This is a genomic window from Rhodohalobacter halophilus (genome assembly GCF_001715195.1).
Classification (GTDB): Bacteria; Bacteroidota; Rhodothermia; order Balneolales; family Balneolaceae; genus Rhodohalobacter; species Rhodohalobacter halophilus.
Genome location: NZ_MDWE01000012.1, coordinates 81,944 through 98,946, shown reverse-complemented (window position 1 = coordinate 98,946; position 17,003 = coordinate 81,944). Strand labels below are relative to the sequence as shown.

The 17,003-nt window shown below is 43.6% G+C and carries 16 protein-coding genes; 1 reads left to right on the top strand and 15 read right to left on the bottom strand.

Going from position 1 to position 17,003, the window contains the following annotated elements; genetic code table 11:
- Positions 1-106 precede the first annotated feature (106 nt).
- The 15 genes from BG260_RS04790 to nuoL all read right to left on the bottom strand — a co-directional run bounded on the left by BG260_RS04790 (position 107) and on the right by nuoL (position 16,126).
- A complete protein-coding gene (locus BG260_RS04790) occupies positions 107-1,588 on the bottom strand; it encodes a hypothetical protein (protein WP_069130816.1) in 1,482 nt (493 codons plus the stop codon).
- A gap of 195 nt (positions 1,589-1,783) precedes the next feature.
- A complete protein-coding gene (gene ftsH, locus BG260_RS04785) occupies positions 1,784-3,880 on the bottom strand; it encodes an ATP-dependent zinc metalloprotease FtsH (RefSeq protein ID WP_069130815.1) in 2,097 nt (698 codons plus the stop codon).
- A gap of 133 nt (positions 3,881-4,013) precedes the next feature.
- Positions 4,014-5,045: a thiamine-phosphate kinase gene (thiL, locus tag BG260_RS04780; protein WP_069130814.1), complete on the bottom strand. Its 1,032-nt coding sequence runs from the start codon at positions 5,043-5,045 to the stop codon at positions 4,014-4,016.
- A gap of 76 nt (positions 5,046-5,121) precedes the next feature.
- The gene (locus BG260_RS04775; protein ID WP_069130813.1) at positions 5,122-5,568 is read right to left on the bottom strand and encodes an ExbD/TolR family protein; all 447 of its coding nucleotides are present in this window, start codon (positions 5,566-5,568) and stop codon (positions 5,122-5,124) included.
- Between the two features lie 5 nt (positions 5,569-5,573).
- Positions 5,574-6,116 (bottom strand): ExbD/TolR family protein, encoded by a 543-nt coding sequence (locus BG260_RS04770; protein WP_069130812.1) that lies wholly within the window; start codon positions 6,114-6,116, stop codon positions 5,574-5,576.
- 4 nt (positions 6,117-6,120) lie between these two features.
- Positions 6,121-6,390, bottom strand: coding sequence for a hypothetical protein (locus tag BG260_RS04765; protein ID WP_069130811.1), 270 nt, complete (start codon positions 6,388-6,390; stop codon positions 6,121-6,123).
- Between the two features lie 36 nt (positions 6,391-6,426).
- Entirely contained in the window at positions 6,427-7,137 is a 711-nt protein-coding gene (locus tag BG260_RS04760; protein WP_069130810.1) for a MotA/TolQ/ExbB proton channel family protein, read from the bottom strand.
- Between the two features lie 297 nt (positions 7,138-7,434).
- Entirely contained in the window at positions 7,435-9,357 is a 1,923-nt protein-coding gene (locus tag BG260_RS04755) for a protein-disulfide reductase DsbD family protein (protein ID WP_069130809.1), read from the bottom strand.
- Between the two features lie 43 nt (positions 9,358-9,400).
- A complete protein-coding gene (gene rplI / locus BG260_RS04750) occupies positions 9,401-9,847 on the bottom strand; it encodes a 50S ribosomal protein L9 (protein WP_069130808.1) in 447 nt (148 codons plus the stop codon).
- 17 nt (positions 9,848-9,864) lie between these two features.
- Positions 9,865-10,116: a 30S ribosomal protein S18 gene (rpsR, locus tag BG260_RS04745; protein ID WP_069130807.1), complete on the bottom strand. Its 252-nt coding sequence runs from the start codon at positions 10,114-10,116 to the stop codon at positions 9,865-9,867.
- 20 nt (positions 10,117-10,136) lie between these two features.
- A complete protein-coding gene (gene rpsF, locus BG260_RS04740) occupies positions 10,137-10,523 on the bottom strand; it encodes a 30S ribosomal protein S6 (protein WP_069130806.1) in 387 nt (128 codons plus the stop codon).
- 205 nt (positions 10,524-10,728) lie between these two features.
- Positions 10,729-12,168, bottom strand: coding sequence for an NADH-quinone oxidoreductase subunit N (locus BG260_RS04735; RefSeq protein WP_069130805.1), 1,440 nt, complete (start codon positions 12,166-12,168; stop codon positions 10,729-10,731).
- A 1-nt stretch (position 12,169) separates the two neighbouring features.
- Complete coding sequence (locus BG260_RS04730) at positions 12,170-12,460, bottom strand: 4a-hydroxytetrahydrobiopterin dehydratase (protein WP_069130804.1); 291 nt, start codon at positions 12,458-12,460, stop codon at positions 12,170-12,172.
- Between the two features lie 4 nt (positions 12,461-12,464).
- Positions 12,465-14,084 carry a complex I subunit 4 family protein gene (locus BG260_RS04725; protein WP_069130803.1) on the bottom strand — a complete coding sequence of 540 codons (1,620 nt, stop codon included), beginning with the start codon at positions 14,082-14,084 and terminating at the stop codon, positions 12,465-12,467.
- 23 nt (positions 14,085-14,107) lie between these two features.
- Positions 14,108-16,126, bottom strand: a complete 2,019-nt coding sequence (nuoL, locus tag BG260_RS04720; protein WP_069130802.1) for an NADH-quinone oxidoreductase subunit L — start codon at positions 16,124-16,126, stop codon at positions 14,108-14,110.
- Positions 16,127-16,448: 322 nt separating this feature from the next.
- On the opposite strand from nuoL, the gene BG260_RS04715 reads away from it, so the two are divergent.
- On the top strand, positions 16,449-16,997 hold the full coding sequence (locus BG260_RS04715) for a Na+/H+ antiporter subunit E (protein WP_069130801.1): 549 nt from the start codon (positions 16,449-16,451) through the stop codon (positions 16,995-16,997).
- Positions 16,998-17,003 lie beyond the last annotated feature (6 nt).

Genomic DNA, 17,003 nt, shown 5'->3' with positions numbered 1-17,003 from the left:
AAATTACCTGACAAATGCTTCCTCAGCGTTATCACTTTGTTAAGCTTGTGTAAACAAAAAAGGGAAGCTGAATCAGCTTCCCTTTTTACGGAGGTTCTCAGGATGATTAGTCAGCAAGATATCCGTATCGAGCTAAGGTAGTCCATCCGGAAATCCAAAGTGGTTGTCCGGGTTCAAACGCACCAACATACGTTGTTTGATCTACATTAGAGTCTGCTACGGTGGCAGCGATCGTTGTGGCTGATGCGGAGGCAGGAACCGGATTTAACACTCCACAGCCTTGAGTTCGGCAAACACCCCCCAATTCAGGATCTTCAAACACATTACCAAGATTTGTAAGCCATGCTGCAATTTGAGAGCCGTCAGCATCGTGAACATCCGGATGATCAGTCACATGAATCATCGTCTCAATGCTGGTTGCATTTCCTGTGTACCAGATGTTACCGGCAACTGCGGCACCGTCACCATTTACATCAAGAACCGTTTTATCGAAAGAATCTTCAGACTCTCCCCTGTCCTCAATTTCAATCCCTAATCCATTTGCCTCAGCAATAATAGAGTTGTAGATGGAGTAGGCAGAACCGTCTCTCATAATTACTGTTGGGTTACCGTCACCCGGGAATGTAGCGTTGTAACCGGTACCCAAAAGGGTCATGTTATAAAGCCTGGCGTTTGAGTAGAGTGGGGCATTATCAGGTGAGGCGCCATCCCACTCTGCAGTTTTGTCTGCATCGTTACCGCCTTGCATTGCAAAAAGGTACTGACCTGTTCCGGTCCATCCCAAGTCAAAATCGAAAGAGTCATCTTCAGAGAATGCAACTGAAATATGTCTGATATCAACCGTACCGCCGAATATCTCAATTCCATCATCTGCTGAGACAAAAATATCGATATACTCCAGAGTTGTTCCGGCACCAACACCCCCCAGGGTCAGTCCCTGAATCTCATCACCCGGCCCAATCTCTGCACCGGTAAATCGAATGGAAACGTAGCGCATAATTCCTGAACTATGATTCTCTTCATCACCGCCATATTGTGATCTTTCGTCAGGATCCACAATTCCTTCAATCTGAATTGAATCTGTATTCCCGTTGGTATAGGCAGGAGCATTACCCAGCATAATAATTCCGGCCCAAAGTTTGGAGTTCGTTTCATCAAGAGTAATGCTTCCTCCTAATGGCTCTTCATCAAATTCCGATGTAAATATAATAGGATTTTCAGGCGTTCCCTGTGCGTCGATTTGAGCGTTTCGGGTAATAATGAGGGAGGTTTCGTTTCCTTCGGCTACTGATGATGGAGTTTCAAACGCCATCACGACTGTTCCGGGCTCAATCGTCAGGGTACCGCTTTCTACGAAAACATAACCATCGAGATAATAGACAGAGTCTGCACTGAATGTTCTGTCTCCGTCAATTGGTCCCGAAATTATGACTCCATTCTCAACGATATCATCAGCATAAGGGTGCTGCTCTTCCGGCTCCGGTTCCGGATCCGGTCCAACCGGGTTATCATCATCACCGCATGAAACGAAGATACCCATTGCAAGCGAAGCAATAAGAAGTGGTTTTACTAAAATTTTGATGTCCATAATATTTGGAAAAAGTTGTTTTTGATTACTGTTGAGTTTCAACAGTTACAACTTATCCCCGCTACATTATGAACTCGTTACTGATATGTTATCAAAATAATAAGAAGTGGCAGTAACACTCTCAGGGTAATGACAAACTAAAAGAGCTGCTTACCGACAGCAAGCAGCTCTTTAAACACAATTAACTGTCATTAATCAAGACTTCTCTGATTCCTCGGTGTCATCTACCGAATCAGAATCAGATGTTGAATCAGTTACATCTACTTCCTCCTTTCGATCTCCCTCTTCAGGTTGCTCGTTGCTATCTTCAGAGGAGGTCGATCCATTCGTAATTGCTTTTTTCTGATCTTCGCTCTCAAAAATCCCCTCAGGGTAATTTCCACTGGGTCGATCTCCGAGCATCTCTCTCAGATCTATATGATTCAGAACTTCTTTATCGAGAAGTGTTTCGGCCATCTCCTCAAGCTTATCCCTATGCTCATTCAGCAATTCGATGGTTCGGGTGTAATTCCGTTGAATGATTGCACGAACCGCATCATCTATCTTTTGAGCTGTATTTTCGGAATATTTTTTATTAAATCCGTAGCTGTCGTTCGGGCTGTTGGAATCTTTCAGTGAAATATAGCCAAGTTCATCACTCATCCCATATTCGGCAACCATTGCAAACGCCATATTGGTAATTCGCTCCAGATCATTTTGAGCTCCGGTGGAGATTTTTCCAAATATGATCTCTTCAGCAACTCGCCCTCCCAAAAGTGCACAGATTTTATCTTCGAGCTCTTCGGTTGTCATCAAAAATCGATCTTCAAGCGGTGTTTGAAGCGTATATCCAAGTGCAGCAAAACCTCTCGGAACGATGCTCACTTTTAAAACGGGGTCAGTGTGTTCTAGGAACCAGCCAACGATTGCGTGTCCGGCTTCATGGTATGCAACAATCTTTCGTTCATCCTTGCTGATCAGTTTGTTTTTCTTCTCTAAGCCGGCAACCACACGTTCGATAGCATCCTGGAAATCGATCATTTCCACAGCCTTCTTTCCTCGGCGAGCGGCCATCAATGCGGCTTCATTACAGAGATTCGCAAGATCTGCACCGGCAAACCCCGGAGTTTGAGATGCCAGGACCTTCATGTCAATCTTATCAGATAACTTCAGTTTTTTGGAGTGAACGTCCAGAATTTGCATTCGGCCATTCAGATCCGGTTTATCAATCATGATCTGTCGATCAAATCGCCCAGGCCTCAGGAGTGCCGAATCGAGAATATCCGGGCGGTTGGTAGCCGCCATGATAATCACACCTTTGTCACTGTTAAAACCATCCATCTCACTTAGCAGCTGATTCAGTGTATTCTCGCGTTCATCGTTGGAACTCATCTGCATTCCGCGTCCTCGCGTACGTCCAATGGAGTCGATCTCATCTATAAATACAATGCATGGTGCCTTCTCCTTTGCCTGTTTAAACAGATCCCGAACCCGGGCTGCACCAACACCTACAAACATTTCAACAAAATCGGAGCCACTCAGAGAAAAGAACGGAACATCCGCTTCACCGGCTGTAGCTTTTGCCAACAGGGTTTTCCCGGTTCCCGGAGGGCCTACCAACAAAACGCCCTTTGGAAGCGTACCACCAAGGTTTGTGAATTTCTTTGGATTACTGAGAAACTCTACAACTTCTTCAACTTCTGCTTTTGCTTCCTGTAACCCTGCTACATCCTTAAAAGATACTTTACTTTCTGTCTGTTTATCGTAAAGACTAGCTTTATTTTTGCCAATGTTCAGAACCTGCTGACCCGGATTCATCCGTTTGAAAATAAATACCCAGAAAGCGATGATCAGAGCTATGGGTATTAACCAGATGAGAATTCCGCTAAACCAATTCTCCTCGATTCGAACATCATAAACCACACCATGTTCATCGAGTGTAGAGCGGATATCATCTCCCTCAAGCATAGTAGTTGTAAACTTACTGCCACTGCCTTCCGATCGATCCCATCGATTTTCAGAGGGCTCCGGTCGTTCTGCAATTCCCTCCTCGAAAGCTTTTTCGGAGTATTCACCCTGGATGTTTTTTCCATTAGTGATCAGAATTTCATCTACATACCCTTTCTGAACATATTCCAGAAATTCGCTGTACTTAATTCGCTCAGAGCTTTCTCCCGGGATGAAATAGAAATTAAAAGCAATCAGTACCAAAAACAGGACTAAATAGATCCAGTTGGGAAATTTGGGCGCTTTTTTTGACTCGTCAGATTTAGAATCTTTAGAGCTTTTTTTTGATATATTTTTCTTAGCCATTAAATCTTCTTTGGTAAAACTAAAAGAGCATTAAATATAACTCTTTTCTGTAACATTATGCAGTTTCACTTTTTTACGCTGACGTGATTCATGCACCCCGTTACAACGTAATTGACCTCATTTTCATGCCCGGTTAGTTCAAATCAATTTGATAATTGTGCTCTTCTCCCGTATTAACGGTGAGTTGTTTATCCTTATCTGAAATACGTCCAATTACAATAAAATCATCAAACTCAGCTTTGAATTTTTCCACGAGTGGTTCAGGTAAAGTAAACAGCATCTCAAAATCTTCACCGCCGTAAAAAGCATACTTATCAACGTCCTCATTCATCTCATCGGCCACATTTCGCGCTTCGAGACTGATTGGAACAGCGGGAGAATAGATCTCTGCACCTACCCCCGATTGCCTAAGAACTTCTGTCAGATCTGCCACAAGTCCTTGTGTCAAATCAATCATGCAGTTGGGCTTAATGTCAGACTCTCCAAGAGCTTGATAAAGATCAATTCTGGCTTTTGGGAGAAGTTGACGCTGAACAACATGTTCATAAGCCTGTAAGTCGGGCTGGAACTGCTGCTCAGGATTCTCCTGCCACGCCTTCTTTTCTCTAAGCAGAATTCTCAAACCGGCAATGGCACTTCCAAGTTCACCGGTCACACAGATAATATCTCCCTGTTTAGCACCCGCCCGAAAAATAATATCCTTTTCCGCAGCAGAACCTGTGGCCGTTACAGAGATTGCCAAAAGCTGATGTGATGCCGTTGTATCCCCGCCTGTAACCTGAACGTTATAATCCTTAGCTGCCGCGTCAATCCCTTTGTAGAGCTCTTCTATCATCTGGACAGAGTACTTATTGGGTACAGCTACATCAATCAGAATCTGTAGAGGTTCAGCATTCATAGCATAAATATCACTAACGGCTGCCGTAACGATTTTATAGCCCAGGTGCGTAAACGGTGTGTAGGTCAGATCAAAATGTACTCCTTCCAAAAATATCTCAGAGGTGGTACATGTTAAGTTTCCGTCGGTTTCTCTTACTACAGAAGCATCATCCCCAATTCCTTTTACCACCTTGCTCCGTTTGCTACCGGTGTAGTCTTTAAACTTATCAATCATCGATTTAAAACCGATATCCTGTATCTGCTGAAACTCTTTGTTTTTTGCCATGGTGATTAAATAAAAAAAGGCAGTTACCCGATAGTGAGGGCAAATGCCTTTTAAAATGTTAGTTAATAATGTTGATTTAGATCTCTCGTCGGGTAGAGTAGTTTATCCTCAGTGTACCGGCATGTCGAAGTTCCTGCTGGACATCAGTAATAATACCGAATTCAGAGTCTTCATCAACACGCAGAGAAACGATCAATCGGGGTTCTTCCATCAGTTTGTCATACATAATAGTCCTGATGGAACCCATGTCATCAATAAGAGCGTCGTCAATCTGTACACGAGTTTCACCTAACCGGTTGCCTGAGAGTCTTTCAGGCCCGATGTAGATATAACTCACAAGACGCTTCTGTTCGATTTTTTCAATGTTTTCGGCAGCAGCGTAATTTACCTGCACCTGCAGCTCAACTTCTCTCAATACAGTTGTTACCATAAAGAAAATGAGAAGCATAAATACAACATCAGGCATTGCAGATGTTGGTACACCCTGCTTAGTTCCTGCTTGTTTCTTCTTAAAATGTGCCATATCCGTTACCCCTCGTCAGGTTCTGCGATTGAGATTTTCTTAGGATACGCATCACGTATCTCAGTGTGTCTTTCACTGTTTTGTTCAAGTGACGTGAACGGCACACCAAATCTGTCCATAGATGCCTGATGGCGGAGTTCGGCGTATGCACCCATAACTTCATCAAGCATGTCTATATAAATGTTGTATGGCGTTCTTCTGTCTGTCTTGATAGAAACAATCGCATCATCCGGAGATTCAGACAGATCAGGATCTACTCCATTATTATCAACAAAGCGCTTGATACGATCTCGCACCTCGCCGATTGAAGCAGGTTCTTCATCAATCAGAATCATACCCTGAGCATTAACCAGAATATTCATCAGGTTACGCTCCCGTACCGGTGGGGGTTCAATATCGTCAGGTATGGGAGGTAAGACCAGACCAATACCTGTATCGACATCAATAGTGGTTACAACAAGAAAGAAGATGAGCAAAAGAAAGGCGATATCCGCAAGGGATGAACCGTCGATCTCACCGCTTTCTCTATTTCGCTTTTTATTAAGCATACATTTAAAATTTAAATGTTCCGCGGGTTCCTGTTATCACAATACCGACAAGCATGACACCAATCATAAATAACATGGTGGCAACACCCGCCTGGTTAGCTGTACCCAGCGAAGCATAGGAGATTGCGAAAACGGCTACGGGAACACCCATAATACCTACTCGCTTCAGGTCTGATTTACCGTTAATTACATTTCGAATTCCGGAAACCAGTATTCCTACTACTCCTATACCAATCAGGCCTAATACTAACCCTATAGCTAAATTATCAATCATAATAATTTCCTTTGATTGTTTGGGTTATGGTTTGTTTTAGGCTTCGTCTGAGTCGTTGTCAGGAACAATTTGCTTTCCTTCTTTCAGAAGAATAATAGAGTCGATCAGAGTAATGGAGCCTTCTTCCATGTCTGAAATAATTCGGTCAATTTTTGATACACAGTAGTTGTACCCGATCTGAAGAATAATACCTACCAACAGACCACCTGCAGTTGTCAAAAGCGCAATTTTAATACCGCGAGCTACAAGAGACGGAGAAATATCCGCTGCTGCTTCAATGGCATCAAACGCCTCAATCATACCTACTACAGTACCGAGGAATCCGAGTAGCGGACCAATAGAAATAAAGAGTGAAAGCCAAACAAGTCCTCTTTCAAGGAAACTCATTTCAATTGAACCGTAAGTTGTAATGGCCTTTTCAGCAGCCTCTACACCTTCATCCGCACGCATAAGGCCGGCCTGAAATACTGATGCAACTGGACCTCTTGTAGAAGCACAAAGTTCTTGTGCAGCTGGAATACCGCCTTCCTGCAGTGCTTCCTGCACCTCGAGGATAAATTTTCTGGTGTTGATATCAGCCAGGTTCAATGTGATGATGCGCTCAAGAAAGATAGCCAATCCAAGAATCAGGGCTATCAATACAGGCCACATGAATTCACCACCTTCATTAAATTTTTCGACGATTACGTTAAAAAAGCCAGCATCAGCTCCAGCTTGAAGAAAAAAGAGAGCTAAAGATGAAGTCATACTATTACTCCGCGTTAAGTTTTGGTTAAGAGCTAAAATTGAAGCAAAATGATAGATCATTTGCACTTCAATGTCAAAGACAGATCCTTAATTTAATACTGAATAAATATTAAAAATCTGTGTTCGACTGTGTTTACATGTTCGTATCGTGGAATATATTAGATCATATCCCTAACTGCCAAACTGAATCACTATTTATTTTGCTAAATTTTATCTGTGAGTCAGTTTTTATGTAAAAAAACGTTTAGATACTTTAAATGCCACTTTTTTCTGTGCAGAGATGCATTGAATTCACTTTTACGATCGAACCTGCCGATATCGCTCAATTCCTCTATTTAGAAATTCTTCAAAATCTGGAGCCCTTGTAAAGCCAATCAATTGATCCAGTACTTGTCCGCTGTGCGGATCTACAATTACATAGGTGGGAAGAGCAAGGGTACCGGTAAGATCGAATTGAAACTGCTGATTCTCTTCAGCTTTAGAGCCGCCGTCCGTGTAGAGCTTTACATTTTCCATCTGGGAAAACCTATCTTGGATATTTTCCAATGGAAAAACAGTAGATTCCATAGCCCGGCAGTTGGTGCATGTATACCCCGTAAAATCGATAAATATCGGGCGGTTTTCTGCGATCGCTTTTTCAACAGAGGCATCGTAATCATCCGACCAGATGGACTCTTGAGCAGCCCCGCCTCCTGAACTGCTAATTGAGCGAACGACACTTACATCCGTTGCCTTGGAAGCAGGAAGCCACGCATCCCAAATTCCAAGTGATGCGCCCATCATACCGGGGGTCAAATAAAGGCTAAAGAGCAAAAATGGAATCGCAAGCAGTAAACGACCGGTTGTAATTGATTTTGGGCGCTCCTCGCCATGAAGTGCAAAAAATCCAAGTATGTAAAATCCGGCAAGCAGAAAGAATGTGATCCAGGCGGCGATACCCAGCGGCCTCGTAACAATTCCCCAATCCCAAATAATGTCGGCATTCGCCAAAAACTTGATGGATGCTGCTAAAATTACAAACCCAAGAATCACTTTTACCACGTTCATCCAGGATCCGCTTTTGGGCAGAGACTCTAAATAGCTCGGGAATAGTGCCAGGAGTACAAATGGCAGCGCAAAAGCCGTTGAGAACGCCAGCATCCCCACAATTGGATAGAACCACTCTCCTCCTGCCGTTGCGGCTAAAATAGCCCCCACAAATGGTGCTGTGCAAGAGAAAGAGACAGCACTGATTGTAAAGCCCATAAAAAGGGTACCTGTCACACCACCGCTCTCGTTGCTTTTTCTGTTCAGCCAGTTGGTAAGCTGATAGGGAAGCCTCAGTTCAAATAGACCAAGAAGGCTCACCCCAAAAAAGATAAAGAGCATGCCGATAAACAGATTCACCCACGGGTTAGATGCAAACTGACTTACACCGCTCACTCCGAGAATTACGGAAAGGATAGCTCCCAATCCGGTAAATATTAAAATTATGGAGAGTCCAAAAATTAACGCCTGCCCAATATTGGATTTCTTCTCTCCCTTTTGTCCTGAGCCCTGGTTGGAAAAATAGGACACTGTAAGAGGTATCAATGGAAATACACAGGGCGTTAAGAGCGCCGCAAGGCCGGCAGTAATTGCAATCCAGATATACCCCCAAAGATCATCCAGAGGGACGCCGCCTGAACTGGTTAATTCGAATGCAACAAGTTCTTCTGTTTCCCCTATCTCTTCAAAATCTGTATATGGGTTCTCTGCAACTCCATCCAGAACGATTGATGCCTCAATCGTTTTTGTTTTTGGCGGTAAACAGGAGACATCGTCACATACCTGGTAGAGAACCTCCAGCACAATGGTTTGTTCACCTTCCAGCTCTGACCGAAAGGCTACTGGGATTTTAAAATCGGCTCCGTTTGAGTGCCAGCCAAGTTCTGTCTGAAAATTAGGATCGAATGCAATTACTGCTTCGCTCTCTTCCACTTGCCCGGCTACTGCCATTCGGGTTGAACCAGAAGAGAAAGTTGTTGGATAAGGCCCGGCATCCGGATCATTTAAAACGGAATAGAGGTGCCAGTCACCTTCGATCGTTGCCTCGACCTCAACGCTAAAAATTTCCCCGGCCTGAGCGGTTTCCGGAGAATTTGTGATACGGTAATCTACCGGATCGAGAAGTTGTCCATATACAAAAAATGGGGATAACGCCATAAAGACGATCCCCATTAAAAATCCAATTTTATTCATTTAATAAATCGAATTAAGAGATTAAACTCTCAGAACATCAATCTTAGTCCTCTTTAACAACCCAAACCTTAACTTGTGGCTTAAGCTCTCCAAGAACTTCAACAGTTGCGGTGTATTCACCCAATGTTTTGATATCCTGATCAAGCGAAATCTTACGTCGGTCAACCAAAATATCCCGCTCTTCAAGAGCCTCTGCAACCTGGATATTTGTAACCGTGCCGTGAATTTTTTCGTCTTCGCCAACTGTTACAGGAATTGTAACGGAGGTGTTCTCGAGTTGTTGCGCCAATTCTTTGGCTGCTTCTACAGAAAGTTCAGCTCTCAAAGCTGCTTCTCGTTTGAGGTGCTCATATTGTCGAATGGCACCTTCAGTAGCCAGAACTGCTTTCCCTTTTGGGATCAGAAAATTTCGTCCGTAACCGGGTTTCACGTCAACTAGATCACCGGCAGAACCTAATTTATCTACGTCTTCTTTTAAAATAAGCTTCATAATCTAATATCTGTGTCTTATCGCATGTTTTCGGTTACATATGGAATCAGAGCCAAAAATCGTGCTCTTTTTACAGCTCTGGAGAGCATTCGCTGATGCCGTGCACTGGTACCCGTTACCCGGCGAGGCAGTATTTTGCCCTGATCGTTCATAAAGCGCTCTAAAACATCAGTCTGCTTGTAGTCGATATATTCAATACCTGCTTTAGTAAACTTGCACTCTTTACTTTTAAGGTGCCCTTTCTTTGGATGCGATGGATTGTTAATCATAATCTATTCCCTAATTTGATTTATTCGTCGTCGTTATCGTCGTTCTCTTCCTCTACCTCTTCAAAAATAGTTGGCACTTCGCCTTTCTTTCTGAGTTCATAGTAACGAGTCATCTTCGGATCGTACTTGAGCGTGAGATACCTCATGATGTCATCATGAATTCTCATATTTCGCTCAACCACATTAATCGCATCGGCCGGAGCATTGAAGTACATGTTCACGTAGTAACCGGAACTTTTCTTGTCGATATCGTAGGCGAGCTTTCTAACACCCCACTCATCAACTTCAACGACGTCACCGCCGTTATCTTCAATCAGTTTGTTCACATAACTTACAAGCTCTGAAAACTTCTCATCGTCGAGAACGGGATTCAGAATGTAAGTCAGTTCGTAGAAATCTTTCTTCATTCTATAATATGTAGGTTATCTTTGGTTGTTTTCTGTTTGAAAACAGTCGTCGTACGTTACGCCGACAACAGAGCCTATAAAGATACGGATTGAAACGGAGATCCACAATCTATTGCACTCAGATATTCTCACCTGCCTCACAAACAGAAAAGGCTCTCAAGTGAGAGCCTTTTTACCATTTAAAATCTGAGCAAGTATTTTATTGCTACACGTAGCTAAAAGATGTAAGAAGCTCGAAAAGACCGGTCGTTGGCAGTACCGGCTCCACTCCATAATAAACCGTCAGAACCGCAAGCAGGATCAATAGAAGCTTGAACAGCATTCCGGGAGATTTGAGAGAGTACTCTTTGTGCGCCTCTTTGAAGTACATATATACCATCACTCTCAGATAGTAGTAAACACTGGCCGCACTCGCGAGTACACCTACAATTGCCAACATAACCATGTCTGCCTGAACTGCGGCAGCAAACACATAGTACTTACCGACAAAGCCTACAAACGGGGGAATTCCGGCCAGAGAGAAGAGAAATATTGAGAGCATTACACCCATGGCAGGAACTTTATATCCCAGTCCTGCATAACTGTCGATCTCCGTAAAATCGAGTTCTTTATTTCTTTCATAAAACGCAATAACTCCAAAAGCACCTATGTTCATCAGTGTGTATGCAAACAGATAGTAAAGCACACCGCTGTAGCCTGCTGCCGTACCTGCCGCAAGGCCAACCATCAAATAGCCGGCATGAGCAATACTGGAGTATGCAAGCATTCTCTTTACATTGTCCTGCGCAAGAGCAATCAGATTACCGACAATCATAGTTAGAATAGCCACAACGGAAATTACATGACTCCATTCGCCTGTTTCTGATCCTGAAAGCATTCTGGACAGAACGAGGATAAAGGCAACAAATGCGGCTGCCTTACCTGCTGTTGCCATATATCCGGTAAGTGTGGTGGGAGTTCCTTGATATACGTCCGGAGTCCACATATGGAATGGAACTGCAGATATTTTAAAAAACAACCCTACCAATAGCATCCCCACTCCTCCTAAAAACAGCAGAGAAGTATCTGCGGCAGCAGCAATTTCCATGAAGTTGGTATGACCGGTTGCTCCGTAGATCAAGGCAATTCCGTAGAGTAAAAATCCGGTCGAAAATGCACCAAGCAAGAAGTATTTGAGTGCAGACTCTGCACCATAGTTTTTGGAGTACCACAAACCGGCCAGTACATAAAGACTAATAGACATGGTCTCAAGACTTACAAACAGGCTGATCAAATCGTTGGATGCAGCCAGCCCCAGCATACCGGTGGTTGCAAAAAGCATCATACCGTACACCTCGCCAGACTCCAGCCCTTTTGACTGTAAATATTCCCGGGATAAGATCAGAGACAACAGCGTACCGAGAGTTATAATCACTCCGCCGAATGCAGCAGGCCCTCCATATACAATCATTCCGGAAAAGGAAGTGCCGGCCTCACCAAAAAGTGATTGGATCGCTAATATTGTAGCCACAACCAGACCGGCCAATGATACGTTGTAAACCAGGCCGGTACTCTTCTTAAAAGCTGTTATAAGAATAGCGGTTAAACCGGTTATCGCAACAACTATACCCGGCAAAAAGGATTGAATATCGTGCAAATAGTTCATTTCAGTTCTTTTTGTAAATCTTGTCTATCGCCTTTGCGAGTTGAATATCTTTCTTCGTAACCTTGTTGTCTGCATCGTGTGTATTAAGCTGAATAGAGACGGAGTTGTAAACATTACTCCAGTTGGGGTGATGCCCAAGATCTTCAGCCTCAAAACCAACCTTCACCATAAAAGCGAGTGCATCTTTAAAGTTGTCAAAACTGAAATCTTTTCCGATCTGATCATCTTTGAACGACCAGTTACTCAGTTCTTTCAAATGCGACTCAATCTCTTCTTTTGTGAGTGGCTCCATAGTATTAGTCTGTTTTATTTACCAAAAATTGAGAACCTGACTGATGCTCTTCCACATTGTAGATTTTAGTCGTCCAGTTTGGAAGCTCATTCATGTCGGCCTGATCTAACACTGCCATGCTTTTCTCTTCAGAAGTTGTAATAAAAGTTTCTACCCACTCTTCAGAATACTGTGTAAAATCAACCGGGCGAATTCCAATCCACACCATAAATAGTACAAGAGGAATCAACAGACCGATTTCGCGCATATTAAGGTCGGTCAGCTTTTTATTCTCTTCATTGGTGATTGGCCCAAAAAGTACACGCTGAAACATCCAGAGCATATAGACTGCTGCAAGAATCACACCCGTGGCGGCAAGAATGGCGTACACTTTATTTGCATAGAGTGCCGAGCTAAATGATCCGTTCAAAATCAAAAACTCACCGATAAATCCGTTCAACCCGGGAAGACCGATAGATGCAAGAGTTGCAATCATAAACATGACGGCAAATACAGGTACCTGCTTTGCTATTCCGCCATAGTCTGAAATCATTCGGGTGTGCCGGCGATCGTAAATCATACCCACAATCAGGAAAAGAGCTCCGGTAGCCAACCCGTGATTAATCATTTGAATGATAGCGCCCTGCATTGCAATGTCATTCAGAGCAAAAATTCCAAGTACTACAAACCCCATGTGACTTACTGATGAGTAGGCAACTAATTTCTTCACATCTTTCTGAACCATCGCCACCAGCGCACCGTAAATAATTCCGATGACAGCCAATACGGCCATATATGGAGCAAACTCCATGAACGCATTCGGGAATGCGGGAAGTACAACACGAATCAGACCGTACGTTCCCATCTTCAACATTATTGCCGCAAGTACGACAGAACCGGCAGTGGGTGCTTCGGTGTGAGCATATGGCAACCATGTATGAAATGGGAAGAGTGGCACTTTAATACAGAATGCGAGAGAAAATGCCAGAAAGAGCCATGTCTGCTCAACCAAACCAATCGTGTATTCCGGACTTGAAATAAATCTCCAGTCAGCGGTGAAGTCTACACCCCCCATTGCTGCGCCGGCATGAAAGCCAAGATAGAGCAGTGCAACAAGCATGATAAGCGAACCCACCAGTGTGTAGATAAAAAATTTGATGGTAGCACGGATTTTGTCACTCCCGCCCCAGATTCCGATCAGGAAGTACATTGGAATCAGCGATAGTTCAAAAAACACATAGAACACAACCAGGTCGAGTGCGGCAAAAACACCGAGAGATGCCGTCTGAAGCAGAAGCAGCATCGCATAGTATCCTTTAAGGCTTTTCGTAACGGAGTTCCAGGATGAAAGTATCACAATGGGCCCCATGAGCGTAGTAAGCATAAACAGCAACATGCTCAGTCCGTCAAGACCGACAAGATATTTAACATCCATTCCGGCAAAAATTGCCCCGCCTTCCGTCACATATTGCGGTACGGATGAGGATGCAATATCAAAATTAAAGAAGAGTGGAAGGGATAACAGGAACGTAGCCGTAGTCACCACCAAACTGCTCCATTTCACAGCCGATTCGTTCTTCATCAACAGTATTGCCGCTATACCTAATAGCGGAAGATAGATCGTAATATTTAGTAGGATCTCCATATTTACCTAATCTACAAAATCGTTTAAAAGAGTATCATTGAGAGGACCAAAATCACGCCCAGCAGTAGAAAGAGTGCGTAATTGGTGGTAATTCCGGTTTGAATATATCGAAGCAGACTGCCGATCAGACGAACAATTCCGGCTACTGCATTTACAATTCCGTCAACAACTTTCATGTCAAATACAGCCAGCACTTTGTCTGAAAACCGTACCGTGGGATGAACCACTGCGCCTTCGTATGCTTCGTCGAGGTTATACTTCTGCTTCCAGATTTGATAAAGAGTACCAAACCGGTTGGCGATTTTGGCATCCGACTCCTCCTGCTGATCGTTTCCATACATTTTAAAAGCCAGCATAACAGAACCAACAGCCACTGCAATGGCAAAGATCATGAGAACCCATTCCGCCGCAATTGAAAGCGTGAGCGGAATATCAGATGCAATGGGCGAAAGCCAGTCGTGGAGCCAGTTGATGTGCCCGTCGCCGCCGAACGTTTTTGAAATAAAGTTCGGGATCCCGATAAAACCACCCACAATGGAAAGCCCTGCAAGAACCCAAAGCGGAATCGTCATAGTTGATGGGCTCTCGTGCAGATATGACTCTGCATTTTCTGCACCTTTCACTTTTTGCGGAAGTTTAAACGAGCCATGGAATGTGGTCAGCGTTAAACGGAACATATAGAATGCGGTCAGGAATGCAGTAATTGTGGCTACACCCCAAAGGATGAAGTACATCGCACCGGCAAACTCACCAAAACCCATATTAAAGGCGTGCATTACGATCTCATCCTTTGAAAAGAATCCGGCCAGTGGCGGAATTCCGGCAATGGCTACCGTTGCAATCAAAAAGGTTTTGTAGGTGGATGGCATATATTTTCGAAGACCACCCATATTTCGAATATCCTGCGGGTCAAAATGAACATCTTTTCCATCATCGTGGAGTTTATGCTCCACATGCTCCATGGTGTGAATAACTGAACCGGAACCCAGGAAGAGACAAGCTTTGAAAAATGCATGAGTTACCACATGAAAAAGCGCAGCAGTAAATGCACCTGAACCCAGTGCCAGGAACATAAAACCAAGCTGAGAAACCGTAGAGTAGGCCAGAACCCCTTTAATATCGTTTTGTGTAATGGCTATTGTTGCAGCCACAATAGCTGTAAGTGCACCGATCACAGCCACAATCATCATCACTTCAGGGCTCAACACATACATTGGTGAGAGTCTGGTAATCAGATAAATTCCGGATGTAACCATCGTTGCCGCGTGAATCAGGGCAGAGACGGAAGTCGGGCCGGCCATCGCATCGGGCAGCCAAACAAATAGCGGAATCTGAGCGCTTTTACCGGTTGCCCCAATGAACATCAGGAACGGAACCCAGAACGACCAGCTTGCCGAAAATGCGTCGAGGTTTGCCAAAATCACATCAAACTTCAGACTACCTACAGCTTCAAAAATGGCAAAAATTGCAATCAGAAATGCAAAATCCCCTACCCTGTTATATAGAAAAGCTTTTTTGGCGGCGTCCGATTTACTCATATCGGTGTACCAGAACCCAATGAGCAGATACGAACAGAGACCCACGCCTTCCCATCCGAGGAAAAGCAGGAGAAGATTGTCTGCCATCACCAGATTCAACATCGCAAAGATGAAGAGGTTCAGATAGGCGAAAAACTTCCAAAAGCCCGGATCGTGCGACATATAGCCGATCGAGTAGAGGTGAATCAGTGAGCCGACACCGGTTACCACCATCATCATAATCAGCGAGAGCTGATCGATCTGGTAAGCAATATCGACACTAAAACTGCCGGCCTCAATCCAGGTAAAGAGCTTCGCATTCAGAGCTCCTGTTTCCGGATTAAAGTTAAAAAACAGGTAGAGTGTGATTAAAAAAGGGATAAATACCGCAAAGTTGGCAAGTGTACCAATTACACTTTTTTTAGATCGGTACGAATCTGATGAAAGGCCCAGAATCCCGTTTATTAAAAAACCGAGAAGCGGTAAACCAACAATAAGACTTACAAGCGCTGTAGGTGACTCCATTCAAACAGGTTAATTAAAATGTTGAGCACTTAATCTTTTATTTCGCTGCCGTAATGCAGCCTCTTTTTCAGGTGGCAAAGATACAAAATTCTTCCCCAAGTTAAACCTCAGACGAAGGAAAACTGTACATCCCCGTTCAAGTGCTTTTTCAATTTCAGCTCTAAATTTAAGAAACATTTTACTGAAGGATATAACGAATCTTGGTTTTTTTGAAATTTGTAAACAAATCCTAAACCGTTCGATTTTTATTGCGGTTGATATCACCTTTTTGATAGTTTATAGGCCGAAAAACAAAACGTCATCAATTTTTTAACGCTAACTAATGAATAAGCTCTCGCTATATAGTTTATCGCTCTCGTTCATCTCTTTGATGTTGTTCTGGGTGGTTATGAGCGGTTTTTTTGATGCAGTGCATCTAACCATGGGTGTGCTTTCCGTAGCCGGTGTGATGGCTATCAACTACAAACTTAAGACGCACCGTTTTTTCGAAGACGACATGGACGACCTGAAAGAACTGCGTTACTTCAGAGCGGTTTACTACTTTTTCTGGATGATTTATCAAATCATTGTAGCAGGTTTTCATGTAGTTAAAGTGATCGCAAATCCCGCACTTCCTACAAAACTGAGTGTGGTTACGTTTAAAGTAGATCTCCCGAGTGCACACGCAAAAATGATCTTAGGCAACTCCATCACACTTACCCCCGGAACACTGACCGTAGACATTGACGGAGACAACTTTCTGGTGCACGCTCTTGACGAATCATCTTATTCCGGGATTATTTCGGACGAAATGCCGCGGGAAGTACTTAAACTTTTTGAAACGGAAGAGCGCCAGGTAATCAGTGATATTGAAATCACGACTAAAAACTAATTCTTA